The following is a 26325-nucleotide window of genomic DNA, read 5'->3' on the forward strand; positions in this document are numbered from 1 at the left end:
GGGGGAGGAGTCGACCGTCCCACGCTCCGGCGCTCGTACGGCTCGACGCCGAAGTGGGAGCGAAATGCTCGGCGAATCCTCGGTTCGGCGATGCGCGAATCCCCATCAAAGATCATTTGTTTCGACCCACACCGTGAGTCCCGAGCATTTCTCCCTTCTCGCCGCCGGGCCGCTCCACCGCAGGTGGCGGTGGGTGCGAGACGGAACTGCCGTGACTGAAGCGGCGATGGATAAAGGTGCGCTAATACACCAATATCTACCCATAAGAGGTTTTTGGCGGATGGAATCGCGGTATGGACAGTTCGGGCATCCGTGAGCTAGGGGGGAGGATGCCATGACCGAATCAAGGGGCCAAGGCGCCTATAACAGACCCACGGGAACCGGAGCCAGGGGGCACGAGACCGCCGGTACACCCACGGGCGGGGAGATGGAGACCGAGCAACGCGAGTTCTCGTTCTGGCAGGACAGGAGCCGGGTGTTCCTGCAGCCGATCGCCGCGCCGTCGATCCTCGGTCTCTTCGGGCTGGCGACGGCGACCTTGATGGTCGGCGCGTGGATGGCGCGATGGTACGGGGGCGCGCTCAGCCCGGTGATCCTGTTCCCCTTCGTGCTGACCGCCGGCGGGCTCGCGCAGTTCCTGGCGGGCATGTGGTCCTATCGTGCCCGAGATGGCCTGGCCACCGCGGTGCACGGGATCTGGGGGGCGTTCTGGCTCGCGTTCGGCCTCATGTTCATGATGGTCGCGGCGGGGGCCTTCCCCATCGTTCTGGCACCGCGGATCGGGGCCGCCAACACACCGTTCGCGTTCTGGTTGATCGCGCTGTGCGTGATCACCGGTCTCTGCGCGATGGCCGCGACGGCTGAGAGCATGGGCCTGAGCCTCGTGCTCGTCCTGCTGGCCGTGGGGACCGGGTTCGCCGCCGCCGGCTTCTTCGCCGGGGCGTCATGGCCGATCATCATCGCAGGCTGGCTCTTCGTGGCGTCCGCCGCGGCCGCACTGTACGTGGCCGGCGCGATGATGCTGGAAGGCAGCTTCGGGCGGACCATGATGCCGCTGGGCAAGTACAGGGCGGCGGCCAACATCCCGGGCCGGAGGATCACCCGGCCCCTGGAGTACAAGTACGGACAGCCCGGGGTCAAGATCGGCCAGTGACCGGCTCCCGCGACCGCGGACGCTCCTCCGAGGGCGGCACAGCCGCCCTTGGAGCCTTCCGCCCTCAGAGGTCGCGCCGCCGTCCTCCGGAGCGGGCGGCCCGCTCCGGAGGACGGCGCCCTCGATGACGGCCGGACGCGGGCGGGAGAGTCGAGAAGGGGACACGGGGCGCGGCGGACCGCACGCCGGCCCGGGGGCGCCATCGGCCGGGAAGACTCTTACGGTCACCCATGGGATGAAGGAAACCCCTGGCCAGAGGCGGTCTTCCCGTCCGCTACGCTCGACAGACAGTCTGATTTATGACGGTTTGTCCAGCGGGAGTCCCCCTCATGTCTCGTGTGGCCGAGTTCTGTAGAGCCCTGACGCGCCGTTCCCTCCGCGCATACCGCCTCGCCTGCGCACGCGACGACGCGGCGACCTGGAACGTCGTCGTGCCCGACGGCGTGTGGTCATGTTCCGGATGCGACGCGGTACTCCTCCAGGCCGAGGCCCCGTCGTGGCACATGTGCACCGGCCACACCACCGTCTGAGCACCGTCCCCCGCACCGGCGGAGAAGCGATCGCCCGGGCCGGACACGGAACGCCGGCCGTACCGCCGCCACGATGATCCCTCGCTCAGAGGAGTTCACGCGACACTGAGCGTCGTCACTCCCGTCGCGTTGGTCAGGCCGGTGGTGAGGCAGCGCAGCGCGCTCGGCTGCGGAAGGGTGACCGTCTGAACCGCCGTCCGGCCGGTGAACCGGCCCCGGATGATGCGGCCGGTGATCGTGGTGATGACCTGACCGGCCACGGCGGTGCTGCTTCCGGTCGCGTCGAGGACGCTCGCGTCTCCGGTGTTCCACCGGAACGTGCGCCGGGCATGGAAGCCGTCGAGCAGATCGCCGCAGCCCGCGAAGATGGTGAAGCGCTCCGCGTACGCCCCGCTCGTCACCGCGCCGCCGGCGCACGAGCCGAAACGCCCCGCGGTCGTGATCTCGATGTTCCGGGGCCGCAGGAGCACTCCGGGCCGGTAGGTGACGGTCTCGGCGCCCTGGCACTGCAGGAGGGCGGGCGACTCCGCGGCGGCCGGGCGCGCGATCGGCACGATCGCCCCGAGCGCCGCGGCACTCGCCGCGACGAGGACACGCGCCGGTGTTCCGTGGTCGGCCATGAGGTTCCTCCGTCATCCGTGACGCTTCGCTCACGTTCGGTGAGCGATCCGGCCGGACCATGAGAGCACATCCCTGACCACATGCGCGTACTTTCCGGTTAACTCCCGTGACTTTGTGCGATGATGGCGGTCCTCCTCGAATGTCCTGGAGCGTCATGGCCGCCGTCGAAGTCGGCAGGCTCGCCGTGCCCGGCGCAAGCCTGCATTACGAGGTCCGTGGGACGGGCCCGCTGCTGTTACTGATCGCCGCGGGGTCCTCGGACGCGACCGTGTTCGAAGAGCCGGCGGCGGTTCTGGCCGTCCGCCACCGGGTGATCTCCTACGATCCGCGCGGCAACTCCCGCAGTGTCCTGCACGGACCGCCGGTCGACCAACGGGTCGAGGTCCACGCCGACGACGCGGCCCGCCTGATCGACCATGTGGCCGCCGCTGGTGAGCCGGTGCACGTGTTCGGCAGCTGCTCGGGCGGGCTGGTCGCGCTCGAACTCGCGGTGGGCCGGCCGGACCGGATCCAGCGGGTCGTCGTGCACGAGCCGCCCGCGATGGCGCTGCTGCCGGACGCCGAAGAGCACCAGGCCTTCTTCGAGGACGTCCACGAGGTCTTCCGCCGCGATGGCGTCGCAGCCGCGCTGGGCAGGCTCAGCGCCATCTTCGGCGGAAGCCCCCCGCCGGCGCTGCCGCGGGCACACGACAACAGCGCGTTCTTCCTCGCCCACGTCATGCGGCCGTTCACCCGTCACGTGCCCGATCTGACCGCTCTCGAGGCGGTCGCGGGCCGGGTCGTGGCGGCAGGCGGCGAAGACTCCCGGGCGTACGCCGTCCACCGTCCGGTGGACGCCCTCGCCGAGCGGCTCGGCCACCGGCCGGTCCTCTTCCCCGGCGGCCACATGGGGTACGCCAAGGACCCGGTCGGCTTCGCCGGCCGGCTCGTCGAGGTGCTCGCGGCCACGGCCCCGTCCCGGGAACGGTGACGATGCGGATCATCATGGGGGCGCAAGGTTGCGGCTTCGGACCGGCGGCCGAGCTCGTCGCCGTCTCAAGGCTGCTGGCCGGCCACGAGCGGGTGTTCGTCGGCGATGGCGTGGCGGCCGCCTTCGCGCACCGGAACGCCGACGCCTTCGACGAGCTGCACGAACGGCCGCCGGGAGCCGCGTCCGCGTCGATCGACGACCTGGTCGGGTCCGGTGACCTGGTGATCTCGGTGATGGAGGCGGACCTGGTCCTGCGGGCGGCCACCGTCGGCCGCCCCGCCGTGGTGGTGGACAGCCTGTTCGGCTTCTGGTCACTGCGCCGCCCTCTGACCGCCGTCCAGCGCCTGTGCGCGAGCCTGCCCCGCTCGTCCTTCGCCGCGGCGGCCCGGCATCTGGCCGGCCTGTCACCGCACGAACGCGTCGTCGCGGCGCATCTGCTCGCCGCGCACAGTGTCGTGCAGACCTTTCCCGGCGTCCCCGAACGCGCGGCCGCGTTCGCCTCTCTCGGGCCCGGCCCCGAGATCCACCTGACCGGCTCGATCATCGACCTGGAAGGCGTACGGGACGTGCCGCCGGACACCACCCCCGGATGCGACCTTCTCATCAACGTCGGCGGGTTCAAGAACTTCCTGCTGGACTTCGACGTCAACGACGACTACCTGCGGTTGCTGCACCGGTGGATCCCGGACCTGCTGCGAGACTGGCCGCGGTTCACGCGGGTGCTGGTCTGCGGCGGCCCCTACGGTCCCGGGCGGGAGCGGTCCTTCTCGGTCGCGGGTCGTCGCGCCGACTTCCGTCTTCTGCCCCAGCGCGAGCTGCTGCGGTGCGCGGCGGTCGCCCCCGACTATCTGATCGCGCCGGGCCTGACGGCACTGCATGAGGCGATGGCCCTCGGGCGGCTGCCGCTCGGGCTGCCCGAACAGCACTACGCGCACGTCTTCACCGTGCGGCGGCTCGGCGGCACGCTCTTCGGCCGCTCCGCCGGCCGATTCGCCGACGTCCTGCCGGATCACCCCGTACCCGAGGACGACCTCACCGGAACCGCGGCCCTCGTACGGATCGCCGGCCGGATCCGCGAGGACGACGGGCTGTACCGGCGTTTCCGGAGGACCTTCAACGAACGGATCGAGCACCACCTCGCCCTCGGCCCGGCTCGGCGCGCCGAGGGCGTCCGGGAACTACGGGAGGTACTCGACGGCGATCCGATGCCGTCGGTGCTCGCCAAGATCGTTCCTCCCCGGTGGCCCATCCCGGCCGGAGTACCGCCTGGCCCGGTGGCACCGCTCGGTGGCGCGGCGCATCACGGCTCACCCTCTCCCGCGCGGCGCCATCCGCGCGGCCCCGCCCCGGGCCGATCCCGGAGCGGGGCACGCGGGTCGGTCCTCGGGGCAGGGCGGGCGGCACCAACGCGGGTTCAGCCGCCGATGTTCGAGTTCTGCGCGTCGTCGACGATCGTCGTGGCGTCCTCCGGCAGGAGGTACCCGGCGTTCACCGAGTCCTGCGCGGCCGCCCGTACCTTGCTCACGTAGTCCGCGTGCGTCGGGTACAGCCGGCTGAGCACCGGCTCGGTGTTCAGCGGAGGGGCGGGATCGGACGGGTCACCGGCGTTGTGCCGGTCCCACGGGTCGGCGTCGCCGTTCCACGGATCGCTCGCGCCGTACAGCCCGCAGAAGACGCCGCCGCCGCTGGTGTCCCGCAGCCCGGTGAGCGTACGGGTCGGCACCGCGACGTCGGGCAACCGGATCCCTCCGGTGGCCAGGCCGGTGCTCGGGTCGCGCACATCGGCGTTCAGCACCGGCCCGCTCGGCGGCGGGTTCCCGCCCTGCGCCCAGTCGGCCAGGTGGCGCAGCGCGGCGTTCATCGAGTAGTGGCCGGGCCCGTCGTTGTAGGGGGCCGTCCCCGCGGCGCAGTCGGGCTGCGGTGCGGCGGAGCCCGCGGACCTCTGCACGGTCGGGTTACCGAGGTCGTACGCCCACTGGTCGCCGTGCGAGGTGCCGGCCAGCTCCCAGTGCACCACCCGGTTCGTGTCGGGCTGCCGGGCGACGGAGGCGAGCGGGACGTCGGTCTCGGTGAGCACCACGAACGTCGGTACGGACAGGTCGGTCCGGATGCGGGACGGGTTCGGCATCAGCAACGTGTCGGCGGCGTTGCCGCTGATGGGCGCGCCGACGGCGCTGTTGCTGTGGATCATGAAGCCGTCGTAGACCTGCGCCACCGGCTGGACGGCGTCGACGTACGTCGTCATGAACCCGGCCGACTGCGACTCGCCGTCGGCGAGCAGCGTCCGGATGTGCAGCCCGCCGAGCGGGTCGGGCCCGTTCGGCGTACGCAGCGCCTGCCCGGCCTGGGAGAAGATGTCGTACGAGAAGGCGTCGCCGGGATGGAAGAGGGTGCCGTACCGCGCCGGGTCCCAGCCCTTGAGACCGTGGATCTGGCCGAGGCCGCCGTTCACGCCGATCGCCTGCGCCGAGACGCCGACCCAGGCGTAGCCCTTGCGGAGCAGTTCGTCCCGCGCGAACCAGTAGTCCGGGGAGAGATCGATCTGCCCGCTGACGTTGAGCCACTCGACGACGACGGTGCCGTTGAACTTCGCCGGGTCGGTCGGCCGGCGGACGAGGATGCGGGTCCGGTACGGGGCGCGGAGGGACGCGCGGACGCCCCATCGGCCGTCCGAGGTCCAGATTCCGGACGGCGCGTAGGCCGTGGCGGTGCCCGCGATGAAGTACTCGCTCTCGGTGTAGCCGAATGAGCCGAGGTCCTCCGCCGCGGCGAGGAACGGAAAGCCATGGCTGCCGCTGGGCGGCACCGTGATGGTCGGGCCGGCCACCGCGGCCCGGGCGGCCGAGGTCGCCGCCGGGGCGCCGAGGAAGACGGCGCAGAGCACCGCTGCCAGCGCCGCGGCGATCGTCCGCCGCCGCGGGAACCGAACGGGTAGGCGCACGGGTGCCTCCTGAGGAGCAGGGGTCAGGGAAGCACAGTGTCGGCCGTCCGCCCCGGCCCGGGCATCGGGAGAATCACCGGTCTTGCGACTCCGATGAACTCCCGATGGTGGGGTCGGCCGTACTCGCGTTCGGACGGCCTGCACGCTGTTCCTCAGCACTCGTCGGACCGAATCCTTGGTCCTCTGGGTCTCGTCGTGCACTGGGAACCGGTCAGTCGTCGCTACGGCTCCGGCGGGCGGCAGGTGACGGCGTTGGACGGGGTGTCGGTCGACACGAGCTGATGGTCGCCCAGAACGTGCTGTTGCCGCGCCGGCTGGGCGGCCCGGCGGCACGCCGTCTCGCCGACGTGCTCGACGTCGTCGGTCTCGGCCGAATGGACCGCCGGCCGGTCCGATGTCGTCCGTACCGTCGTGCGCTAAGCGCTCCAGGCGAAGGTGTGACCGCCCTGCACCTGGTCGAACATGATTCGATCCCCCTCCTGGTGCGCGTGCACGCCGCGGACCGGGTGGCCGTCCCGCCAGGCGATCCGGCCGTCCACCGCGATGGTGCGGTCACCGTGGAAGGTCGGAATCGCGACCTGTCCGGTGGTGCGCTCCGGCGCCGCGACGCTCAGGGTGAACGAACCGTCGTCCTTGCCGCGCTTCCACGCGGTGGAGATGGCCCCGCCGGGCACGGGTACGGTCCCCTGCGCCCAGGACAGGTCGACAGGGTCGGGGCTCACCGTCCAGCGCGCGTACCCGTCGCTCACCGGCCGCACGCCGAGAACGTCCATGGACAGCGCGGGCACAGCGGTGCTCCACGCGTGCGCGAGGTCGGCCCCACCGCCGGTCCCGGTCCCGGCTCCCCCGGGTGTCCCATCGGCCGCCGACTGCTCCCACGGAGTACCGGGCCAGTTCTCGATCATGTGGTTCCAGGCCGTACGGATGAGACTCAGCGCTCCGGTGCCGTCGCCGTACTCGAAACGTCCCAGTGCCTCCCGCGCCATGATGTACGGGGACAGCTGCCGCGTCATGTACGGATCGTCGGGATACTCACCGGTCGCCGTTCCGTAGGGAGTTCCCAGCCGCCGCTTGAGGAACGCCATGGCGCTCTTCGCCTGCTCGGGGCTGAGCAGCCCGAACGACAGGGCGCCGGAATTGGCGTCGGAGCTGTGATTGCGCCGTGGATCATCCGTGTTGAGGAGCATGGCGCCCGCCTTGGCGTCCCAGAAGGTCCGCAGCAGCGCGGCGCGCACCTTCGTCGCGCGTGCATCGAGTGACCTCGCCGCCGCGGCGTCTCCGGCCACCGACCGTTCGAGGGAGGCCAGGGCGCGCAGAGCGCCGTAATAGGCCTCGTTCGTGTAGGCGTCGACGCCGTCGGCCTTGTCCGGCGGGTGCCAGTTGTAGCCGGGCTTCTCGGCGTACGTCCCGGTGCGGAAGAGGACGCCGTCCGCCGGGTGGGCGGTGAAGAGACGTACCGCTCGGCGGGCGACGGGCAGCATCGACCTGACGAACCGGGTGTCGCCGGTGTACCTGAGGTAGTCGTCGAGGGCGACCACCCACCACGCGGTGAAACTGTCGAGCCGGACCATGCCCGCGTCACCGGGCGGCTCGAACCCCTTCGGCGAGCCATCCGGCGGTCCAGGGTGACCGGGGTCGCACGGGACGTCGATGCGCGAGGCCGCCGGAAGCCCGCCATCGGGTTCCTGCTGGCAGGCGAAGAGATTGAGGCTGTCACGGACGATCCAGCGGTACGCGCCGCTCTGGTAGTACGCGGCCTGTGCGACCAGTTGGAGATCCTCGGCGTAGACGACCCGGTCCCGCTTAGGACCGTCGACGATGACCCACCGCGCCCCCGGATTCTTACGGGTGTCCCGGACCGTCGACAGGTCGATCCCGTACGCGCTGGCGTACCACGCGCGGTCGAGGACGGGATCGCTGGACAGGAAGTGTCCGTCGTACGCGCTCGCACGATTGGTCTGCCGCACCCGGACGAAGTCGAACGTCGCGGTGCCCGGCCCGTCCAGCGTGATCGCCACGTATCGCTGGGAGCCGCGCAGTCCGGGGCTCCGTAGGACGGTGGGGTGACTCGTCGGCTCGAACACATCGGCGCGCCCATCGGGGTCGTCATCCGTCCCCAGCGTCTTGCCGTGGTAGAAGAAGTCGTCCGGCTTGGTATCTCCGTCGCCCCAGCGGCCGAGGAACTGACGGCCCTCGGCGTAGGACATCCGGATCGGCGCACCGGACGCCTTCCGGACGCCGAGTTCGATGCGTCCGCTCACGAGGACGCCGAGATCGACGATCAGCCGCACGCCGCCGTCTGCGGTCGTCGTCAGCGTGGTCGTTCCGCCGCCTTCGGCGCGCAGTCCATCGGGATTCGTCACCTTTCCCGCGCTTCCCTCGACCGTGACCGAACGCGGCCGAACATATCGGCCGGGAACCGCCAGCACGTGCGACCGCCAGTTCAGATCCGGCGCCGTCGCCGTTCGCGACAAGGCCGCGGCGTTCGCCGCCAGGCCCTGCCGGCCGCCCGGCCCCGCACATGCGGCGCCGGGGAGGACGAGCGCCGCGCCGACGGCGCCTGCCAGCAGCGCGCGGGCGGTGGACCCGCCACGCCCGGGTCTTGCGCGATTCATTATCTTCCTCCGCCGGAGAGATTCGGAAAAGTCAGTGACATGCGACTGAATTGAGTCGGTCGACCTGCTTTGACTGACCAGCCTCACCTCGACACGCCTTAAAGTCAAACGGCCGGAAAGTCGGCGCCCTCATCAGCGTAAACCCCCTAATTCCACCTTCGTGTAATTGCGCCGCCGGCCCGCAAAGGATTGACTGAGTATTCAGTTCCGTCGGCCGGGTATTCAGGCGATCCCGGCTGGCATCCGCGCCGATACCACCTGCCCGAAGAACGCGCCGCCTTCAGATGACCCAGGGCGACCCGGGCGACACCCCAGGGGTGAGCCTCTCCCGGCCCACCAGGCCCGGGAGGGCAGAAGGTGCGAGCGCCGTCCGTTCCGGCGGCGATGCGACCAGAGCGGCGGCGGAGTGCCGCCGATCGTGTGGGCGGGGCTCAGCGCCGAGGATTCTCGTCGTCCGCACGACCACAACCCTCGGCGCAACGGCAGGCCGGCCTCGACGGCACGGGTCACGACCGGCACATCGGCATGGCGATCGCGATGGGCTCTGGAATCCGGCGCCCGCTTCGGCCGACTCGGGCACGCCGCGGACGGCATCTCGACGAGCGCGCGATCGTGCCCGTCCCCCGTCCAGAGCCGCTCTGTCATGAGTTCCCCGGTCGGACTCCAGGCTCGTGGCGAAACGCGGCCATGCCGGGTCTATGAGGCTGGCGGCGGAGGCGCACGGGAATCGAACCCGCCGACGACGCCGAGCGCCGTCCAATGGTTTTGAAGAGAACATGTGATCCATACCGGCCGGCTGAAGCTTGGTCGCAGCCGCCCGGACGTCCAAGTGCCAGAACTTCCGATCGATCTCGGTCGCGCGGGACCCGTGCGCGACCAGGGCCGTCTCCAGCTCGTCCAGGCGGGCCGCCACCTGTCGGCGGACGCCCGCGATGGGGTCGGTATGGGAAGCGGCCAAGGCGAAGGCCGAGGCCGAGGGCGTCACACTCAACGAGGTCGTCAACGGCTGCCTGGAGAAGTTCCTCAAGCAGAAGCCGAAGCCGAAGAAGTAGGCCAGCCGTCGAATCGCCTGTTCCTGCTGGAGGAGGGCCGGGTCAAGATCTGCGACTTCGGGATCCCCCGCCTCGCCGACGCCACGAAGATCACTAGCATCGGCGCATCGGCGGGCACCCCGGTACCGGAGCCGCGTCAGGCGCGCGGCCGACCACGTACGTCGTCCCGCCATGTCACATCCGGCGCGTCCGAAGGATCACCTCTGTGACGCCGGCGACGGGATGGGGTGACCAATGGAGGAGATCGAGTGGCTGGCCCCGCGCGGCGGCGCGTACGCTGGGCCGCGGGAGCCGACGAAACGGTGGGTGAGTGCATGTCCTGGGTACCGAGCGTGGCCGCGCGGCTGTTAACCGCCGTTGTCCTGCTGAGTTCTGTGACTGGGTGCGAGGACGGTGCCGGGCGGGGAGCGTCGACATGCGCGCCGCCCGTGCTGACCCTCAAGATCGGCTCCTGGACCCGCCAGCTCGGTAGCTGCGCGGGCCAGTACCAGGATCTGGGGTCCACGACGCTCAAGCCGGGCGGCACCATCACCGCGGACATCCCTCGTGCTCCTGGTCTGGGTGCGCTGCCGTTGCCGCAGAGCAGTGCCCCCGCGGTCGTCGCCGTCGTCTCCCGTACGCCTGACGGGCGCCATGAACGATTTCGTGCCATGGCGCCCGGCGCGGCAGTCCTGCTCGTACGGACTTCGTTCTGCTCACCGCCCAACTGGGCGGCGACGCCTTCGCCTCCCGGGGATTCGGCGGTGCCATGGGGGCTGTGCCGTGTCCTCCACGTCGACGTCACCGGCGGCTGAGGCGCGGCGTCAGCTCACAAGCAGGCCTTCCAGGTGTTCTTCCACGCGGTGGAGCTGGAGCCGCTCGTCGGGAAGTTCGCCGGCACCGACAGGAGGTTCTTATCGGCGTCGTCGGTCATGTTGACCTGGTTCCAGTCGGGATACTGGAAACCGGGGGCGACGTCCCCGTCCGGGTCGTTGGCGATCTCGGCGTCCAGGAATTGGCTGTACTTCGACGAGGGTTGCCGCAAATTCAGGTTCTTGCCGTTGACCTGCGATCGTTCGGCGATGGTCTCGGCATATGTTCCGTCGTAATAGTCGTCGGCGGTGCCGACAGGGATGCCGTTCTCGTCCTTGATGATGCTCCACGGGCCGAGCGTGACCAGCTTGTTGGTGCTCAGGTTGTAGACCTGGAACGCGATGGTGTGACCGATCGGATCGTAGTAGGTCATCGCCTGGACCTTGTTCCCGGCGGACACTTTCATGTTGGTCACAACCTGCTCGTTGAGGGTCTGGGACTTGCTCTGGTTCAGCGCCTCCCACCACACGTAGTCATCGTTCGGCCCGGTGCCGCCGATGTTGTCCACGCCTACCTGCAGGAGTCCCCACTTCGACGGGTTCGAATTCCAGCCGCCCAGCCCCGACCAGATGTTGTACGACGACGCAGTGGGACATGCCGCGACGAAGGTCGGTTCGTTCCACTGGACGAAGGCCGAGGTGAACGCGGGGCTCCCGGTCGCCCGGATCGCCATGCCGCCCGACCAGCGTGGGCTGGTCAGCGGCACCGACGCCAGAGCGGTGCCGCCCGCGCGGGACGTCGAGGGAGGCCCAGCGGTCACTCCGGTGTTGCTGCACATCTCGGGCGTGACGTAGTCGATGTGGCGGTGGGGGTACAGCCGGTTCCACCGCTCGCGCGCCGGACCGCTCGCCGGTCGCGGCGGGAATCCGTAGAGCCGGAGCTGTGAGTCGGTGGCGGCGTGCGGGTCGAACCCGGCCGGCGGCACCACCACTTTCATGCCATCGGCGCGACCGCCGAAGACGCGGACCTTCCCGGAGTCGCTCTGGGCGGCGCTTCGCCGGCCTGCGGCGTCGATGGAGTACGTCTCCCGCACCGAATACTTCTTGCAGTTCCGCGGCGCCACGTCGCCGGACCGGGCACTCGCCGTGGTGGCACCAAGGGCCGACGGTGCGGCCGTGGCAATGAGCGTCGTCGTGACGATGGAGGAGAGCGCGAATAGTTTGGCCGATCTCATCAGTTCCGTGCCCCGTTCGTCGCGTGGTCCCTGTGGAGGGACTCATCGCTACGGATCTTCCTCGCCGCATGCCGGACTATCCATTTAATGTCCGCATATGGTCATTTACACAAGACTGAAACTCGTCGTCACTAAGTGCCTGACCAGCGACATTCGGCGGCGCCCGACAGCCAGTGTGTCGAGTGCTCGTCGTGCGGACGGCCGAAGGCGGATCGTCCCGGTATCGGCGGGTATACGGGTGAAGCCGGGAACGCGGCCCCCCGTCCAGTAGGTGGAGGGCACCTCAGGCGCCGCGCAGCAGGTCGGCGACGGCGGCGATGCCCGCCTCGATCGTGCGGGTGCCGGTGTCGCCGAAGCCGAGGACGAGCTGACGTCTCCCCGGCTGTCATGGCGTGGTTCACGGGCGAGCCGGCATCGGCCGTACCGCCACCGGCGGACCCTCACCAGGTACGGGCGGTACGGATCTTCGCCGACGAGGTACGGGCGGGCCAGGCGCGTGCCGGGCGTCAAGCGCCTCCAGCGGGCCCTGGGCGGCAGCCAGGCTCGCGCGTATGAAGTACAGGCGTACCTCGCCGCTCTGGCCGAGAAACGGGCCGTACCTGAGATCGTCCGCTAGACGCTAGAGCTGGAGATATCCGCAGGTCGCGAGGGGAGAACGTGGCGTTCCCCCCTCTAGAGGGGTCGCTAGACCTAGAGGGGGTGCCCGCTAGAGTCCGGCGGTCGCTAGACCACCGCGAGGCCCCCGGGGTATGCGTACCTCGGGGGCCTCGGCGCGTAGGTACGGCGGCGGTTCCGCCACCACGCGACACCCATCAGGGAGGCAGGTGGCCGCCACAGGGGAGGTACGCCACAGGGACCGCGAGAGGCCAACCCTGGGCGGCCTCCCTGCCTCCCTGAACCAGGGAGGCCGCCCAGGCCGACACAGGGAGGTGGCCAGGGAGGCGGCTGAGGGAGAGATCCCCGGAGACCTCGGAGTCTCCCCGTTGCGAGGAGGCGCGCGCCCAAGGGCGAGTTAGCAGTTAGCCGCATGTTCGGCTGCCCCCCGAAACGGACCCGCGGATGGGGGGTGCAGGAGACCTGCCCAACTGGCCAACTCGCCTAACTTGAGGCAACTATCAGCAGGTCAGAGGCCTGGTTAGGTTCACGACGCCGAGCAGCCCAGCATCTCGCCCAACCTCTGGATCGTCGTGTCGAACGGGACCGCCTCGCGGGCCTGCTTGTCCCGCGTGGCCTTGTCCAGCGCGGCCGCGTAGTGCCGCCAGGCGCCCGGCGAGATCCGGCCGGCCGGGCGCCGCCGCCCGGCCCACACCAGATCGCGGGTCCAGTTCGGGACGGCCACGTAGCCCTCGCGCGTGTCGCGCGGCAGCCGCAGGGCGACGTGCTTGACGCTCCGCTTGAATCCGGGATTCGACGACCGGGACAGGAACGGGCCGCCGGCGACGTTGGCGAACAGCTCGCGGCGCGCGTCGTCGACGGCCGTGGCCGACGTGCCGAACCACTTGGCCAGGACGCAGCGGCCGGCCTTGGTCGCTACCTTGCCCCCGCCGAGCTGTGCGACCATCAGCGCCTCGTACGCCGACCACAGCAACACGGCGAAGTCGCCGTGTGAGTGGCTGTACAGCAGACTGCGCGGAACCGGGCTCGTCCCTCTGGGGACGCTCGTGCCATCGGCGACCGGCGGCCTGGAGCGCTCTGCCGACGCGGTCATCTGGACCCGCCCCTGCTCCGGGCACCCGGAAGGAGCAAGATCATTTCGCGTATATTTCGCGCCCGGCTGCACCGGCAGGCCGATCCTGGCACTCCGTGGCACTCGATGGCGTGCGCACGGAGCACGAACGCAGCAGCGTTTCCACAGGTCAGCGGCGCATTAGAGGTGGTGGCGGAGGCGCACGGGAATCGAACCCGCCGTCGACGCCGAGCGCCGACCAATGGTTTTGAAGACCACGAGGGCCACCAGGCACCCTCCCGCCTCCGCCGCAGAGCCTACTCAGCCCGAGGTGCCTCCGCGCCACAGGAGGGCGCGCTCGGCGGTGCTCCACGCGGTCGACGTCAGCAGGTACAGAACGGCTGCGAGTGGGACGTATGCGGCGACCACGACGGTGCCGAAGGGCAGCAGGCGCATCATCCGGCCGACCGGCTCGGCCGGGGCCGCCCGGTCGGCGTACATCCGGTGTGACGTCCACCAGGCCACCGCCGCCAGCGCGATGAACAGGGCCAGGAAGACCAGGCCGTGCGGGCCGAAGGCACCGGATGACAGGAGCCACCGGTTCCCCAGCGGGACGCCGAAGAGGGTCTGGGCGAGCAGCAGGTTGGCGTGGCCACCGACGGACGGGGACAGGAACAGCCGGTAGACGACGGCGAAGACCGGCATCTGCAGCAGCGCCGGGCCGAACCCGGCGAACATCGACGTGCCCTCGGTCCGGTACAGCGCGGTCACCTCCTGATGGGCGCGGAGCGGATCGTCGCGATGACGTTCGCGCAGCGCCTCGACCTGCGGGGCGAGCCGGCGGCGGGCACGGTCCGCGGCGGCCTGGCGGCGGCTGAGCGGGTGGAGGGCGAGGCGGATTCCGGCGGTGAAGACGACGATGGCCAGGGCGGCGCTGAGGCCCCCGGTGAGCGGGTGCAGGGCGGACGCGAGTCCGGTGACGAGGTCGTACGCCACGCGTACGGGACCGTCGAGAACGGCGAGCATGAGAGAGGCAACCCTTCGGCGGTTGGTCGGTGGGGACGGCGGAGGACCGCACGGGGCCGGTCCCGCATCGGCCGCGCCGGGAGACGCGGACGGTGACCGGGGGCGGTGCGGCGTACGCGTGTCCCTACGGGGCCCGCACGCGAGGGCGGCCGGGCGCGTCAGGGTCGCGGAGACGCAGGAGCGCCGAGCGGCCCGCGCGTTCGCGCAGCGCGGCGGCGCGGATGGGCGGGCCCGCCGTGAGGATCACCGGGACGCGGTGGGCGACCAGGACGATGAGGCCGGCGACGGCCAGGGTCGCCGCCACGACGAGGACGGCGGACGAGGCCGGCGCGTCGGTGAGATCCCACCACGCGATCATCGCCGCGACGACGGCGGCCAGCATCCGGCCCATGCCCTACCAGACGCGCCCGCCGCGCGCCCGGTTCCCGCGACGGGGGGAATCCGGACGTCGCCGGAGGCGGGCCGCCGCCGCGATAGGTTCGCCGTATGGGCAGCAGTGGAGCACCCGGGACGGCGTACCGCCTGACGCAGTTCGCGCACGGCGGCGGATGCGCCTGCAAGATCCCGCCCGGTGAGCTGGAGGAGATCGTCGCCGGGCTGATCGACACGGAGCGCCCGGACGATCTGCTGATCGGGCTGGACGACGGCGACGACGCGGCGGTGGTGCGGATTCAGGGGGACCGAGCGGTGGTGGCCACCGCCGACTTCTTCACCCCGGTCGTCGACGACCCGTACGACTGGGGGCGGATCGCGGCGACGAACGCCCTGTCGGACGTCTACGCCGTCGGCGGCGCTCCGGTCGTCGCGGTCAACCTCCTCGGCTGGCCCCGTGAAACGTTGCCGATGGAGCTGGCGCGCGAGGTGCTGCGCGGCGGTCTCGACGTCGCGCGCGCGGCCGGCTGCCATGTCGCGGGCGGGCACAGCGTGGACGATCCAGAGCCGAAGTACGGCATGGCGGTCACCGGGCTGGCGGATCCCGAACGGCTGCTGCGCCTGGACGCCGGGCGGCCCGGCGTGCCGCTCTCCCTCACCAAGCCGCTCGGCGTCGGAGTGCTGAACACGCGGCACAAGGCGACGGGTGAGGTGTTCCCGCAGGCCGTCGCGGCGATGACGACGCTCAACGCCGAGGCGTCACGGGCGGCGCTGGAGCACGGTCACCGCTGTGCGACCGATGTCACCGGGTTCGGGCTCCTGGGGCATCTGTACAAGCTGGCGCGGGCGAGCGGTGTCACCGCCGTGGTCGACGCCGCGGCCGTTCCCTATCTCGACGGCGCGCGCGACGCCGTGCGCGAGGGGTACGTGTCGGGGGGTACCCGCCGCAACCTCGCCTGGGTGACGCCGCACGCGGACTTCGGCCAGGCGCCGGAGGAGGACCGGCTGCTGCTCGCGGACGCCCAGACGTCCGGGGGGCTCCTCGTCGCCGGTGAGGTGCCGGGCGCGCCGGTGGTGGGCGAGCTCGTCCCGCGCGGGGCCACCGCCCTGATCGTCCGGTGACACACCCGTACGTCACGGCTTCGCCACCCCCTGTGCCCGGCACGACGGCGGACACGGCATGATCCGACTGTGAGCTCCGTCCACGGAACCGAAGTCGAGTACGTCATCGACCTCGCTGGGATCTTCGTGTTCGCGGTCACCGGCGCGCTCGTCGCCGTTCGTAAGCGCTTCGACGTCGTCGGGATGGCCGTGCTCGCGGAGATCACCGCGCTGGGCGGCGGGGTGCTGCGCGACCTCGTCATCGGGGCCGTGCCGCCGGCGGCGTTCCGCGACGTGGGCTACACGGCGGTGCCGATCGTGGCCACCGCGCTGACCGCCGTCTGGCATCCGCACCTGGAGCGCATCCGCCGCACGGTGCTGGTGCTCGACGCCGCGGGACTGGGGCTGTTCAGTGTGGCCGGCGCGATGAAGGCGCTGACGTACGGGCTGGGGGCGCCGGCCGCGGCGGCGCTGGGCGTGACGACGGCGATCGGCGGCGGCATTCTGCGGGACGTGCTGGCGCGGGAGGTGCCGAACGTCCTGCACGACCGGCAGCTGTACATCATCCCCGCCCTCCTCGGCGCCGGGACCGCCACGGGCGCGTACCTGCTCGGGGCGCGCGGCTACCTCGTGACCCTGGTCACCGCCGCGCTGGCGTTCGGGGTCCGGCTGCTGGCACTCCGCCTGCGGTGGCGGATGCCGCGCGCCCGCGGGCACGAGGACCACGCGTGATCCGGTACTGTCCGGCTTCGGTCAGGCACGGATCGGCGGGATCCGGAACCCGAAACCTAACGTCTTAGGTAAAGGCCGGTTTGCACATCGGCCCGCAGACTAGTTGGCTAGTACAGCTTTCGTGGGGTATTGCAACGAGGGGCGGTCGTCCGTGCACGAATCACCTGAGAGCTACGGCCAGGGGCCGTACTCGAACCAACCGCAGGGTCAGGGCGGCTACCCTCCGCAGCAGCCGTACCCCGGCCAGGGCTATCCGGGGCAGCAGCAGCCCTACCCGGGCCAGGGAGGCGCTGGTCAGCAGCCCTACCCCGGCCAGGGAGGGCAGCAGCCCTACTACCCGAGCGACCCGTACGGCGGCGGCGGTCAGCAGCCTCCGCCCGGCGGCCCGTGGGGCGGTGGAGGCGGAGGCTTCGGTCCGTCGGAGCCGTCCGGTCCGGGCGGGTGGGGGCCGCCTCCGGGGCCGCCGCGCAAGAACAACGGTCCGATCATCGTGGTGGCGATCGTCGCGGCGCTGGTCGTGCTCGGCGGCGGCAGCGCGATCGCGTGGGCCCTCAGCAGCGACGGCCACTCGAAGAAGCCCATCTCCCTTCCGACGCCGTCGTTCAGCGTGCCCACCGGCGCGCCCACGGGGGGTTATCCGACGGTCGAGCCGAGCCCGACCGACAGCCCCGACGTGCCCACGTCCTCGCCGACCCTGGACGCGGCGGCGACGGTGCAGCCGGGCGACTGCGTGCGCAACGCCGGCACGGACTCGGCCCCGCACCTGGTGCAGACGACGTGCCACTCGGGGACGTACAAGGTGCTGAAGCGGTACACCGGCACATCCGACTGGGACAAGTGCAAGAACGTCGCCGGTTCCACGGCGAAGTACCGCCGGAAGAACGACATCGCCATCCTGAGCTTCGTGCTCTGCATGAAGAAGCTCTGAGCCCGGAGAGGGAAGTGGCTCCGCGGGGAGCCGGCGGCCGAGGCCGCGCGACTCGAACCGCCCGGCACGGAACGTGTGGCTCGGACCGTGAGGTCCGGGCCACACGGCTCAGGACACGGTGTGGCGTTCGCGCTGGGGGATCACCGTGTACTTGGGGTCCTCCGCCGAGGCGTGCCCGGCGTAGAGGACCGCGAACCGGGTGCACAGCGCACCCCCGGTGAGCGCGAGGCCCGCGATGACGCCGGCCGCCCGGCTCCGGCTCGCCGCGACGGCGCCGACCGCCCCCACGACGGTCAGCGCCCGGCCGGTACGCAGGAGGACACCTGCGCGTCCGGTCCGGTAGGGCTCGGAGATGAGCTCCGGGCGTTCGCGCAGGCCGGCGCCGCGTTCGAGGGCTCCGGCGGCGGCCAGTTCGAGACCGGCGCCGAGGAGCGCCATCCGGCGCGCGGGGCCCGCGTCGCCGCGGGGGGTGGCGATCATGGCGACCGCTCCGCCGCTCGCCAGGGAACTGCCCGCGAACAGCAGCGGCAGGTGCCGGTAGGCCTCATGCCAGGCGGGCACCGCGGTGTCGGCCAGTAGGACGCCCGTGTAAGTCGCGACGAGGGGACCGGTCACCGCTGCCGCCGCGCCGGCCGCCCGGCCGAGGCCGGGGGCGATCCCGGTGACGGCGGAGACCGCCGCCGCCATCGTGAAGCCGCCCTGACCGGCGAGGATCCATGAGCCGACGCTCATCGGCGAGGTCGGCTTGAACATGCGCAGCATGTTGAGGAACCGCTCGGGCCGCCCGAGCTCGGCGACGAGCAGCCCGGAGCCCGCCGTGGCCGCCGCCGCGGCCGTGATCCTGCCGGTCAGCGCCAGCCGCTGCCGTCCGGTGGCGTCGGCCAGTGCCGCCATCGTCGAGGAGGCGCCCGACAGCCCGCCCAGGTAGAGGTAGCCCGGCATGTGCGGGGCCTTCCAGCGCGGCTTCTTCAGGATCGGGCGGCCGTAGTAGGAGCGGAACTCCGCGCGCGGGACCATGCGCTCCTCACGGCCTCCGCCGCCGCCTCTTCCACCGCGTCGCTCTTCTCGTCGCCCGGTGCGCCGCTCGTCCGGATCCGGCCGCATCAGCGCCTCCCGAGGAACGACAGGGCGACTCCCCCGGCCAGGGCCAGGGCAGCGCCGCCGGCCCACTTCCACATGGCCGGCAGGTCGCGGGTGGTGACGACCGGGTCCGGCGGCAAACCGTACACCTCCGGCTCGTCGAGGAGCAGGAAGAAGGCACCGGCGCCGCCGACGCCGTCGTTCTCGTCCTCGCCGTACAGGCGGGCCTCCGTCACGCCCTCCTCGTGCAGCGCGTCCAGCCGGGCCCTGGCGCGCTCGCGCAACTCGTCGAGCGGGCCGTACTGGATGGAGTCGGTCGGGCACGCCTTGGCGCAGGCGGGTTCGAGGCCGTCGCCGATCCGGTCGTAGCAGAGCGTGCACTTCCACGCCCGCCCGTCGTCCTCACGGCGGTCGATGACGCCGTACGGGCAGGCGGACACGCAGTAGGCGCAGCCGTTGCAGACGTCGGACTGGACGACGACGGTGGCGAACTCGGTGCGGATGAGCGCGCCCGTGGGGCAGACGTCGAGGCAGGCGGCGTGCGTGCAGTGCTTGCACACGTCGGAGGCCATGAGCCAGCGGGTGTCGGCCCCGTCGCCGACCTGGCGCGGCCGGGTCTGCTCGACGAACGCGACGTGCCGCCAGGTGCTGGCGCCGAGCGCGCCGGTGTTGTCGTAGGACATGCCGGTCAGCGCGAACCCGTCGTCGGGGACGGCGTTCCACTCCTTGCAGGCGACCTCGCAGGCCTTGCAGCCGATGCACACCGAGGTGTCGGTGAAGAACCCGCGGCGCTCGGGCGCGCCGGTGTAGCCGGCGTCCTCCGCGACGTCCGGGAGGGGGCCGTACAGGCTGTTGCTCATTCCGTTCAGTCCTCCGGGATCCCGGCCATGCGGCGGTAGCGCCGCACGAGGGCGCGCAGGGCCGGCCCCTGCGGGCGGCGTCCGGGTCGGATGTCGCAGGTCGCCGCCTTGCTCTCCTGGATGTGGGTGTTGGCGTCCAGCACGATCGGCAGCAGGTCGTTGGCGGAGTCGCCGCGGACGGCGCCGGCCGAACCCCAGTGGTACGGCAGCCCGATCTGGTGGATGACCCGGCCCTGGATCCGCAGGGGCCGGACCCGGTCGGTGACGAGGACGCGCGCCTCGATGGCGGTGCGCGCGGAGATGATGGTCGCCCAGTCGCCGTGGACCAGGCCCCGCTCGGCGGCCAGCTCCGGCGACACCTCGCAGAACATCTCCGGCTGCAGCTCCGACAGGTACGGCAGGAAGCGGCTCATGCCGCCCGCCGTGTGGTGCTCGGTCAGCCGGTAGGTCGTGAAGACGTACGGGTAGACGTCGCTGTCGACGGGTTCGTACCGGTTGCCGGGCCGGTCGTAGGTCTGCCGGACGGGGTTGCCCTGCTGCTTGTACAGCAGGTTCTCCACCGGGGACTCGTGCGGCTCGTAGTGGGCGGGCAGCGGCCCGTCGACCAGGCCGCGTGGCACGAACAGCCAGCCCTTGCCGTCGGTCTGCATGATGAACGGGTCGGTCCCGGCGAGCGCGGCCTCGGCCTTCGCGTCCGGCGGCGGCTCGTACGACGGCGGCTTGGTCTTCTCGAAGTCGGGGACGTCGTGGCCGGTCCACTGCTCGCCGTCCCACCAGACGTACGCCTTGCGCTCGCTCCACGGGCGGCCCTGCGGGTCGGCGGAGGCGCGGTTGTAGAGGATGCGGCGGTTCGACGGCCAGGCCCAGCCCCACTCGGGCGCCACCCAGGACTGCTCGGACCCCGGCTTGCGGCGGGCGGTCTGGTTGACGCCGTCGGTGTAGCAGCCGGAGTAGATCCAGCAGCCGCAGGACGTCGACCCGTCGTCCTTCAGCGCGGTGAACCCGGACAGGATGTTCCCGTCGGCGTCGTAGCCGTTGATCTCACGCAGCACCGCCTCCGCGGACGGGTCGTGGTACGGCCCCTCCTCGGGGTAGTCCCACGTCAAATCGAGGACCGGCCGGTCGACGGGGTCGGCGGAGCCCGCCAGCCGCTCCCGGATCCGCAGGCCCAGCTGGTAGATGAACCACAGGTCGCTGCGGGCGTCGTCGGGCGGGTCGATCGCCTTGTGGTGCCACTGCAGCAGCCGCTGGGTGTTGGTGAACGTCCCGTCCTTCTCCACGTGGGAGGCGGCGGGCAGGAAGAACACCTCGGTGCCGATCCCCTCGGGTGTCAGCTCACCGGTCTCGATCTCCAGGGAGTTCTTCCAGAACGTCGCGCTCTCGATGAGCTGCAGGTCCCGTACGACGAGCCAGTCGAGCGCCGCCAGCCCGAGGCGCTGCAGCCGGCCGGCCGCCGAGCCCACCGCGGGGTTCTCCCCCAGCAGGAAGTAGCCCTTGACCTTGCCGTCGATCTGGTCGAGGACGGTGTGGTACGTGCCGTGGTCCCCGGTGAGACGCGGCAGGTAGTCGAAGCAGTAGTCGTTCTCGGCGGTCGCCGCGTCGCCCCACCACGCCTTGAGGAGGCTCACCATGTAGGACCGCTTGCGCCCCCAGAAGCCGGTGTCCCCGGCGGCGCGTTCGAGGTAGGTGTCAAGGTCCTCGTGGTGGTGGGCGTACGGCATCGGCAGGTAGCCGGGCAGCAGGTTGAACAGCGTCGGGATGTCCGTGGAGCCCTGGATGCTCGCGTGCCCGCGCAGCGCGAGGATGCCGCCGCCGGGCCGCCCGATGTTGCCGAGCAGCAGCTGCAGGATCGAGGCGGTGCGGATGTACTGCGCGCCGACGGTGTGCTGCGTCCAGCCCACGCTGTAGACCCAGGCGGTGGTGCGGTCGCGCCCGGAGTTCGCCACGATCGCGTCGGCGAGCTCGGCGAAGTCGTCCGGCGCGATGCCGCAGACCTGCTCGACCATCTCGGGTGTGTAGCGCGCGAAGTGCCGCTTCAGCACCTGGTAGACGCAGCGCGGGTGCCGCAGCGTCTCGTCGCGCTCCTGCGCGTGGCCGGTCTGCGACGGCGTGGCCTCGTAGGTGGCGCCGGGACCGTGCTCCTGCGTGATGCGCCCCGACGGCCCGCTCGGACCGTCGCCCTGATCCGTGCCGCCGTCCGGGTCGTCGCCCTTCTCCTGCTCGTCGCGCGCTCCGGCGGCCGGCGCCTCCTGCTCTCCCCCGGCGTACGCCCAGGTCTCCGGGTCGTACGAGGAGGTCTCGGCGTCGTAGCCGGAGAACAGCCCGCCGAGGTCCTCGGTGTCCTGGAAGGACTCGCTCAGGATGACCGAGGCGTTGGTGTAGCGCAGGACGTACTCACGGAAGTCGTGCCCGCCGCTCAGCACATGGTTGATCAGCGCGCCGAGCAGGACGATGTCGCTGCCGGCGCGGATCGGCATGTGCCGGTGCGCCACCGCGCTCGTGCGGGTGAACCGCGGGTCGATGTGGAAGATCCGCGCCCCGCGCGCCTTCGCCTCCATCACCCACTGGAACCCGACCGGATGGCACTCGGCCATGTTCGAGCCCTGGATGACGATGCAGTCGGAGTTCGCGAGGTCCTGCTGGAACGTCGTCGCGCCGCCACGACCGAAGCTGGTCCCCAGACCGGGGACGGTGGCGGAGTGTCAAATACGCGCCTGGTTCTCGATCTGGATCGCGCCGAGGGCGGTCCAGAGCTTCTTGATGAGGTAGTTCTCCTCGTTGTCGAGGGTGGCGCCGCCGAGGCTCGCGAAGCCGAGGGTGCGGCGCACGGGCTTGTCCTCGAAGGTGTCCTGCCAGCCCTCGCGACGGGCCGCGATGACCCGGTCGGCGATCATGTCCATCGCCTCGTCGAGGTCCAGCGGCTCCCACTCGGTGGCGTACGGCCGGCGGTAGAGGACCTTGGTCTGCCGGGTCGGCGAGGTGACGAGCTGCTTGCTGGCCGAGCCCTTGGGGCAGAGCCTGCCGCGGGAGATCGGCGAGCCCGGGTCGCCCTCGATCTGGACGACCTTCTCGTCCTTGACGTAGACCTTCTGCCCGCAGCCGACCGCGCAGTAGGGGCAGACGGAGTCGACGACCCGGTCGGCCTTCTCGGTGCGCGCCCGCAGGGCGTCCGTACGCGAGGACCGGGCGGCCCGGCCGCGCCCCAGCGGGTCGGTGCCGGTCATCTGCCGGAACACCGGCCAGGACTCGATGCCCACGTCTGCCGCCCCCTCCCGGATCGCGCCTCGCCGTCCACTTCCCCTTTCCCGGCTCTTTATAGCACCGTGCACCGCGCTTTTCCCGTAAGCCCCCGCGGGCCTACGTCGGCGTTTCACGGGTACGGTCGGATCATGGGCCGAGTGACCGTGCGACGCCGGATCGCGCACATCGACGAAGGAGGACGCCGGGCGAGGCCGGACACGCTCGTCGTCGAGGAACCCCTCGAGATCCGGCTGGGAGGGCGCCCGCTGTCGGTCACCATGCGGACGCCGGGGAACGACTTCGACCTGGTGACCGGCTTCCTGTACGCCGAAGGCGTCATCCGGGCGCCGGAGGACGTCGCCGCGATGCGCTACTGCGCCGACACGGACACGTTCAACGTCGTCGACGTCGCGCTCGCGGCCGAGGTGGCCCCGCCGGAGGTCTCGGTGGAGCGTTCCTTCTACACGACCAGCGCGTGCGGAGTGTGCGGCAAGACGAGCATCGACGCGCTCCGGCAGCGGGCGCGCTATGACATCCGGTCGGACACGACCGTCCTCGACCCGGACGTCCTGGCCGCCCTGCCGGACGCGCTGCGGGAGGCGCAGCGGGTCTTCGAGCGGACCGGCGGCCTGCACGCGGCCGGGCTGTTCGACGCGAGCGGCGCGCTGGTGGTGCTGCGCGAGGACGTCGGACGGCACAACGCGGTCGACAAGGTGATCGGCTGGGCGCTGAAGGACGGGCGGCTTCCGCTCGCCGGGCACGTGCTCCTGGTCAGCGGCCGCGCGTCGTTCGAGCTCACGCAGAAGGCCATGCTCGCGGGCATCCCGGCGCTCGCGGCCGTGTCCGCGCCGTCCTCGCTCGCGGCCGAACTCGCCGAGGAGGCCGGCATGACCCTCGTCGGCTTCCTGCGCGGGCACTCGATGAACGTCTACACGGGGGCCGACCGGATCAAGGACTGACCGCGGTCCTACGGTGGGCGCCATGTCCGACGACACGCGAACCCGCCGGGTCCACGGCGACGGCGTCGACCTGGCGGTGTACGAGCGCGGCTCCGGGCCGACGGTGCTGCTGGTGCACGGCTACCCGGACACGCATGCCGTGTGGGACGCGGTCGCCGCGCGGCTGGCGGACCGCTTCCACGTGGTGGCGTACGACGTGCGGGGCGCGGGCGCGTCCTCGCGCCCGGCGCGGCGGGAGGCGTACGGGTTCGAGCACCTGACGGCCGACATGCGCGCCGTGCTCGACGCCGTCTCCCCCGGCGCGCCCGCGCACCTGGTCGGCCACGACTGGGGGTCGATCCAGTCCTGGGAGGCCGTGCGGGAGACGCCCGGCCGGTTCGCCTCCTTCACCTCCATCTCGGGGCCCTGCCTGGACCACGCCGCGTACTGGTTCCGTACGCGCCCGCGGCGGCTGTCCGGCGTCCCTCTCGTCGCCCGGCAACTGCTGCGGTCCTGGTACCTCGCGGCCTTCCAGGTGCCGGTCGTGCCGGAACTGGTCTGGAGGCGCGGGCTGGCCGGCCGGTGGAGCCGCCTCCTGGAACGCGCCGAGGGCGTGCCGCACGGCGGCGGGCACCCCGCCCCCACCCTCCTCCAGGACGCCGTGGCCGGGCTGAACCTCTACCGGGCGAACATGCTCGGCCGGAGCCGCACCGCCCGCCGGGCCGGCGTGTCCCCGCGGGTGACCGTCCCGACGCAGGTGATCGTGCCGACCGGTGACGTGTACGCGACCCCGGCGCTGGCGGCCGAGGCGCCCCGGCCGTTCACCGAGCACCTGCGCGTCCGGCCGGTCGCCACGTCCCACTGGGGGCTCCTCACGCGGCCGGAGGAGTTCGCCGGGCTCATCGCGGAGCACATCGACCAGGCGTCCGCGCCCGGCGCGACGCGTTAGGGCCCGTTTCGAAGTCCCGCCGTCCTCCTGCGCGGCGGGGCTCCGAGACCGGCCCTAGACGAAGGCGGGCCGGGGGCGCGGCGCGCCGGCCGCCTCGCGGGAGGCCGCGGCGAGCCGGGAGACGGCGTCCCGCAGCGTCTCCGGCGAGAGCACGTAGGGCAGGCGGAGGTGGTCGTCCAGGACGCCGTCCACGCCGAAGGCCGTGCCGGGCACGACGTGCAGGCCGTACCGGCCCGCGGCGGCCGCGAGCACGGTGCTCGACGTCCCCGGCAGCCGGACCCACAGTGAGAGCCCGCCCGGCGGGACGGTGAACGTCCAGTCGGGACACTCGCCGCGCAGGGCCTCGACGAGGACCGCGCGACGCTCCCGCAGCATCGCGCGCCGCTCGTCGGCGACCGCGTCCATGCGGCCGAGGAGCCGGGCGGCGATGAGCTGCTCGAACACCGGGCTGGCCAGGTCGACCGCCTCGCGGGCCTCGGCCAGCCTGCGGACGAGGGCCTGCGTCGCCCGGACCCAGCCGATGCGCAGGCCGCCCCACAGCACCTTGGACGCCGACCCGATGCTGATCACGCGTCCGTCGGTGTCGTGGGCGGCCAGCGGACGCGGCCGCGCGACGTCGTCCAGGGCGAGTTCGGCGAAGGTCTCGTCGCCGATGACGTACGTGCCGGTGGCGCGCGCGGCGGCGACCAGCGCGGCGCGGACCTCGTCGCCCATCAGCAGCCCGGTGGGGTTCTGGAAGTCGGGGATGAGGTACGCCAGGCGGGCGGCGGACTGCCGCAGGCCGCTCGTGATGAGCTCGGCGTCCCAGCCGGCGTTGACGCCCGTGGGCACGAGCCGCGCCCCGGCCCGGCGCAGCGCGTCAAGGGCGTGCGGGTACGTCGGCGCCTCGACGAGCACGGGATCGCCCGGGCGGACGAACGCCTGCAGGACGAGGCACAGTCCGTGCTGCGCGCCGGTCGTGATCAGGATCTGCTCCGGCAGCGTCGGAACGCCGCGCGCGGTGTAGCGCGCGGCGACGGCCTCGCGCAGCGCCGGCAGGCCGAGCGGCTCGTAGCCGGGCCCGCAGGCGTACGGCGGGAGCTCCGCCACAGCGGCGGCGACGTCGTCCTCGAAGCCACGAGGAGCGGACGGCGCGACGCAGGCCAGGTCGATCAGCGAGCGGTCCTCGGCGAGGCCGTGGCGGGCCGCCGTCGGGCTGCCGGCGGGCAGCGCCGTCCAGCTGCCCGCGCCCTGGCGGCTCTCGACGTACCCCTCGGCGCGCAGGGCGTCGTAGGCGGCGGTCACCGTCGTCCGGCTCACGCCCAGCGCGGCCGCGAGGTCCCGCTCGGCGGGCAGCCGCGTGCGCAGCGGGAGGCGGCCGTCGAGGACGAGGCCTCGCAGGTCCCGGGCCAGCACCGCGTACAGCGGCCGACCTTCGGGCGTGCCGCCGAGCAGCCGGGCGAGACCCGTGGCATTGATGGTCCGGGAAGTCATGTGGCCACTTTTCCTGATTGGCCCTTAAGTTGCAAGCCACTTCCGTGAGTGA

General features: G+C 71.7%; 22 protein-coding genes and 1 tRNA gene. 11 read left to right on the plus strand and 12 right to left on the minus strand.

The window, feature by feature from the left end; translation table 11 throughout:
• Positions 1-427: 427 nt before the first annotated feature.
• Together NE234_RS38445 and NE234_RS38450 are read left to right on the plus strand one after the other, a co-directional pair.
• The gene (locus NE234_RS38445; RefSeq protein WP_252785902.1) at positions 428-1153 is read left to right on the plus strand and encodes an acetate uptake transporter family protein; all 726 of its coding nucleotides are present in this window, start codon (positions 428-430) and stop codon (positions 1151-1153) included.
• A 329-nt stretch (positions 1154-1482) separates the two neighbouring features.
• Entirely contained in the window at positions 1483-1683 is a 201-nt protein-coding gene (locus NE234_RS38450) for a hypothetical protein (RefSeq protein ID WP_252785903.1), read from the plus strand.
• Positions 1684-1778: 95 nt separating this feature from the next.
• Here the strand turns inward: NE234_RS38450 and NE234_RS38455 are convergent, their stop codons facing one another.
• Positions 1779-2303, minus strand: a complete 525-nt coding sequence (locus tag NE234_RS38455; RefSeq protein ID WP_252785904.1) for a hypothetical protein — start codon at positions 2301-2303, stop codon at positions 1779-1781.
• 155 nt (positions 2304-2458) lie between these two features.
• Here NE234_RS38455 and NE234_RS38460 point away from each other — a divergent pair, with 155 nt between their 5' ends.
• Both NE234_RS38460 and NE234_RS38465 read left to right on the plus strand, forming a co-directional pair.
• The gene (locus tag NE234_RS38460; protein WP_252785905.1) at positions 2459-3274 is read left to right on the plus strand and encodes an alpha/beta fold hydrolase; all 816 of its coding nucleotides are present in this window, start codon (positions 2459-2461) and stop codon (positions 3272-3274) included.
• A gap of 2 nt (positions 3275-3276) precedes the next feature.
• Positions 3277-4803: a hypothetical protein gene (locus tag NE234_RS38465; RefSeq protein ID WP_252785906.1), complete on the plus strand. Its 1527-nt coding sequence runs from the start codon at positions 3277-3279 to the stop codon at positions 4801-4803.
• Here NE234_RS38465 and NE234_RS38470 read toward each other — a convergent pair.
• A complete protein-coding gene (locus tag NE234_RS38470; RefSeq protein ID WP_252785907.1) occupies positions 4689-6215 on the minus strand; it encodes an alpha/beta hydrolase domain-containing protein in 1527 nt (508 codons plus the stop codon). The two genes, NE234_RS38465 and NE234_RS38470, sit on opposite strands and share 115 nt — an antisense overlap.
• Positions 6216-6631: 416 nt before the next feature.
• On the minus strand, positions 6632-8830 hold the full coding sequence (locus NE234_RS38475) for an alpha-L-rhamnosidase C-terminal domain-containing protein (protein ID WP_252785908.1): 2199 nt from the start codon (positions 8828-8830) through the stop codon (positions 6632-6634).
• Between the two features lie 1480 nt (positions 8831-10310).
• Between NE234_RS38475 and NE234_RS38480 the strand changes: the two genes are divergently transcribed.
• Positions 10311-10676, plus strand: coding sequence for a hypothetical protein (locus tag NE234_RS38480; RefSeq protein ID WP_252785909.1), 366 nt, complete (start codon positions 10311-10313; stop codon positions 10674-10676).
• Between the two features lie 14 nt (positions 10677-10690).
• On the opposite strand, the gene NE234_RS38485 is transcribed toward NE234_RS38480, so the two are convergent.
• On the minus strand, positions 10691-11767 hold the full coding sequence (locus tag NE234_RS38485; RefSeq protein ID WP_252785910.1) for a hypothetical protein: 1077 nt from the start codon (positions 11765-11767) through the stop codon (positions 10691-10693).
• A 412-nt stretch (positions 11768-12179) separates the two neighbouring features.
• Here NE234_RS38485 and NE234_RS38490 point away from each other — a divergent pair, with 412 nt between their 5' ends.
• A complete protein-coding gene (locus NE234_RS38490; RefSeq protein WP_252785911.1) occupies positions 12180-12524 on the plus strand; it encodes a hypothetical protein in 345 nt (114 codons plus the stop codon).
• Between the two features lie 525 nt (positions 12525-13049).
• Here the strand turns inward: NE234_RS38490 and NE234_RS38495 are convergent.
• From NE234_RS38495 to NE234_RS38510, 4 genes are all read right to left on the minus strand, one after another.
• Positions 13050-13616 carry a hypothetical protein gene (locus tag NE234_RS38495; RefSeq protein ID WP_252785912.1) on the minus strand — a complete coding sequence of 189 codons (567 nt, stop codon included), beginning with the start codon at positions 13614-13616 and terminating at the stop codon, positions 13050-13052.
• A gap of 169 nt (positions 13617-13785) precedes the next feature.
• Positions 13786-13881: transfer RNA gene (locus NE234_RS38500), tRNA-Sec, on the minus strand.
• 14 nt (positions 13882-13895) lie between these two features.
• On the minus strand, positions 13896-14600 hold the full coding sequence (locus NE234_RS38505; protein ID WP_252785913.1) for a YidC/Oxa1 family membrane protein insertase: 705 nt from the start codon (positions 14598-14600) through the stop codon (positions 13896-13898).
• Positions 14601-14724: 124 nt separating this feature from the next.
• Positions 14725-14991, minus strand: a complete 267-nt coding sequence (locus tag NE234_RS38510) for a DUF6412 domain-containing protein (protein ID WP_252785914.1) — start codon at positions 14989-14991, stop codon at positions 14725-14727.
• A gap of 95 nt (positions 14992-15086) precedes the next feature.
• Here NE234_RS38510 and selD point away from each other — a divergent pair, with 95 nt between their 5' ends.
• From selD to NE234_RS38525, 3 genes are all read left to right on the plus strand, one after another.
• Positions 15087-16094, plus strand: coding sequence for a selenide, water dikinase SelD (gene selD / locus NE234_RS38515; RefSeq protein WP_252785915.1), 1008 nt, complete (start codon positions 15087-15089; stop codon positions 16092-16094).
• Between the two features lie 69 nt (positions 16095-16163).
• Complete coding sequence (locus NE234_RS38520; protein WP_252785916.1) at positions 16164-16805, plus strand: trimeric intracellular cation channel family protein; 642 nt, start codon at positions 16164-16166, stop codon at positions 16803-16805.
• A 151-nt stretch (positions 16806-16956) separates the two neighbouring features.
• On the plus strand, positions 16957-17733 hold the full coding sequence (locus NE234_RS38525) for an LppU/SCO3897 family protein (RefSeq protein WP_252785917.1): 777 nt from the start codon (positions 16957-16959) through the stop codon (positions 17731-17733).
• A 108-nt stretch (positions 17734-17841) separates the two neighbouring features.
• On the opposite strand, the gene nrfD is transcribed toward NE234_RS38525, so the two are convergent.
• From nrfD to fdh, 3 genes are all read right to left on the minus strand, one after another.
• Positions 17842-18750 (minus strand): NrfD/PsrC family molybdoenzyme membrane anchor subunit, encoded by a 909-nt coding sequence (gene nrfD / locus NE234_RS38530; protein WP_252785918.1) that lies wholly within the window; start codon positions 18748-18750, stop codon positions 17842-17844.
• Positions 18751-18836: 86 nt separating this feature from the next.
• Positions 18837-19673 (minus strand): 4Fe-4S dicluster domain-containing protein, encoded by an 837-nt coding sequence (locus NE234_RS38535; protein WP_252785919.1) that lies wholly within the window; start codon positions 19671-19673, stop codon positions 18837-18839.
• A 5-nt stretch (positions 19674-19678) separates the two neighbouring features.
• A complete protein-coding gene (gene fdh / locus NE234_RS38540) occupies positions 19679-22897 on the minus strand; it encodes a formate dehydrogenase (protein WP_252786056.1) in 3219 nt (1072 codons plus the stop codon).
• A 165-nt stretch (positions 22898-23062) separates the two neighbouring features.
• Between fdh and fdhD the strand changes: the two genes are divergently transcribed.
• Positions 23063-23872 carry a formate dehydrogenase accessory sulfurtransferase FdhD gene (fdhD, locus tag NE234_RS38545; protein WP_252785920.1) on the plus strand — a complete coding sequence of 270 codons (810 nt, stop codon included), beginning with the start codon at positions 23063-23065 and terminating at the stop codon, positions 23870-23872.
• A 22-nt stretch (positions 23873-23894) separates the two neighbouring features.
• Positions 23895-24800: an alpha/beta fold hydrolase gene (locus NE234_RS38550; RefSeq protein ID WP_252785921.1), complete on the plus strand. Its 906-nt coding sequence runs from the start codon at positions 23895-23897 to the stop codon at positions 24798-24800.
• Between the two features lie 54 nt (positions 24801-24854).
• Here the strand turns inward: NE234_RS38550 and yczR are convergent, their stop codons facing one another.
• Positions 24855-26273, minus strand: a complete 1419-nt coding sequence (gene yczR / locus NE234_RS38555; protein ID WP_252785922.1) for a MocR-like transcription factor YczR — start codon at positions 26271-26273, stop codon at positions 24855-24857.
• Positions 26274-26325: the final 52 nt, after the last annotated feature.

The sequence above is a fragment of the Actinoallomurus rhizosphaericola genome (assembly GCF_024055675.1).
In the GTDB taxonomy this organism is placed as follows: Bacteria; Actinomycetota; Actinomycetes; order Streptosporangiales; family Streptosporangiaceae; genus Actinoallomurus; species Actinoallomurus soli.

What these genes read in the sequence shown, in the direction of transcription:
- NE234_RS38450 (WP_252785903.1), top strand. Translation starts at nt 1,483, where the DNA reads ATGTCTCGTGTGGCCGAGTTCTGTAGAGCCCTGACGCGCCGTTCCCTC.
- nrfD (WP_252785918.1), bottom strand. Translation starts at nt 18,750, where the DNA reads ATGGTCCCGCGCGCGGAGTTCCGCTCCTACTACGGCCGCCCGATCCTG.
- fdhD (WP_252785920.1), top strand. Translation starts at nt 23,063, where the DNA reads ATGGGCCGAGTGACCGTGCGACGCCGGATCGCGCACATCGACGAAGGA.
- NE234_RS38550 (WP_252785921.1), top strand. Translation starts at nt 23,895, where the DNA reads ATGTCCGACGACACGCGAACCCGCCGGGTCCACGGCGACGGCGTCGAC.
- NE234_RS38495 (WP_252785912.1), bottom strand. Translation starts at nt 13,616, where the DNA reads ATGACCGCGTCGGCAGAGCGCTCCAGGCCGCCGGTCGCCGATGGCACG.
- NE234_RS38505 (WP_252785913.1), bottom strand. Translation starts at nt 14,600, where the DNA reads ATGCTCGCCGTTCTCGACGGTCCCGTACGCGTGGCGTACGACCTCGTC.
- NE234_RS38465 (WP_252785906.1), top strand. Translation starts at nt 3,277, where the DNA reads ATGCGGATCATCATGGGGGCGCAAGGTTGCGGCTTCGGACCGGCGGCC.
- NE234_RS38455 (WP_252785904.1), bottom strand. Translation starts at nt 2,303, where the DNA reads ATGGCCGACCACGGAACACCGGCGCGTGTCCTCGTCGCGGCGAGTGCC.
- NE234_RS38535 (WP_252785919.1), bottom strand. Translation starts at nt 19,673, where the DNA reads ATGAGCAACAGCCTGTACGGCCCCCTCCCGGACGTCGCGGAGGACGCC.
- selD (WP_252785915.1), top strand. Translation starts at nt 15,087, where the DNA reads ATGGGCAGCAGTGGAGCACCCGGGACGGCGTACCGCCTGACGCAGTTC.
- NE234_RS38445 (WP_252785902.1), top strand. Translation starts at nt 428, where the DNA reads ATGGAGACCGAGCAACGCGAGTTCTCGTTCTGGCAGGACAGGAGCCGG.
- NE234_RS38510 (WP_252785914.1), bottom strand. Translation starts at nt 14,991, where the DNA reads ATGGGCCGGATGCTGGCCGCCGTCGTCGCGGCGATGATCGCGTGGTGG.
- NE234_RS38475 (WP_252785908.1), bottom strand. Translation starts at nt 8,830, where the DNA reads ATGAATCGCGCAAGACCCGGGCGTGGCGGGTCCACCGCCCGCGCGCTG.
- NE234_RS38460 (WP_252785905.1), top strand. Translation starts at nt 2,459, where the DNA reads ATGGCCGCCGTCGAAGTCGGCAGGCTCGCCGTGCCCGGCGCAAGCCTG.
- yczR (WP_252785922.1), bottom strand. Translation starts at nt 26,273, where the DNA reads ATGACTTCCCGGACCATCAATGCCACGGGTCTCGCCCGGCTGCTCGGC.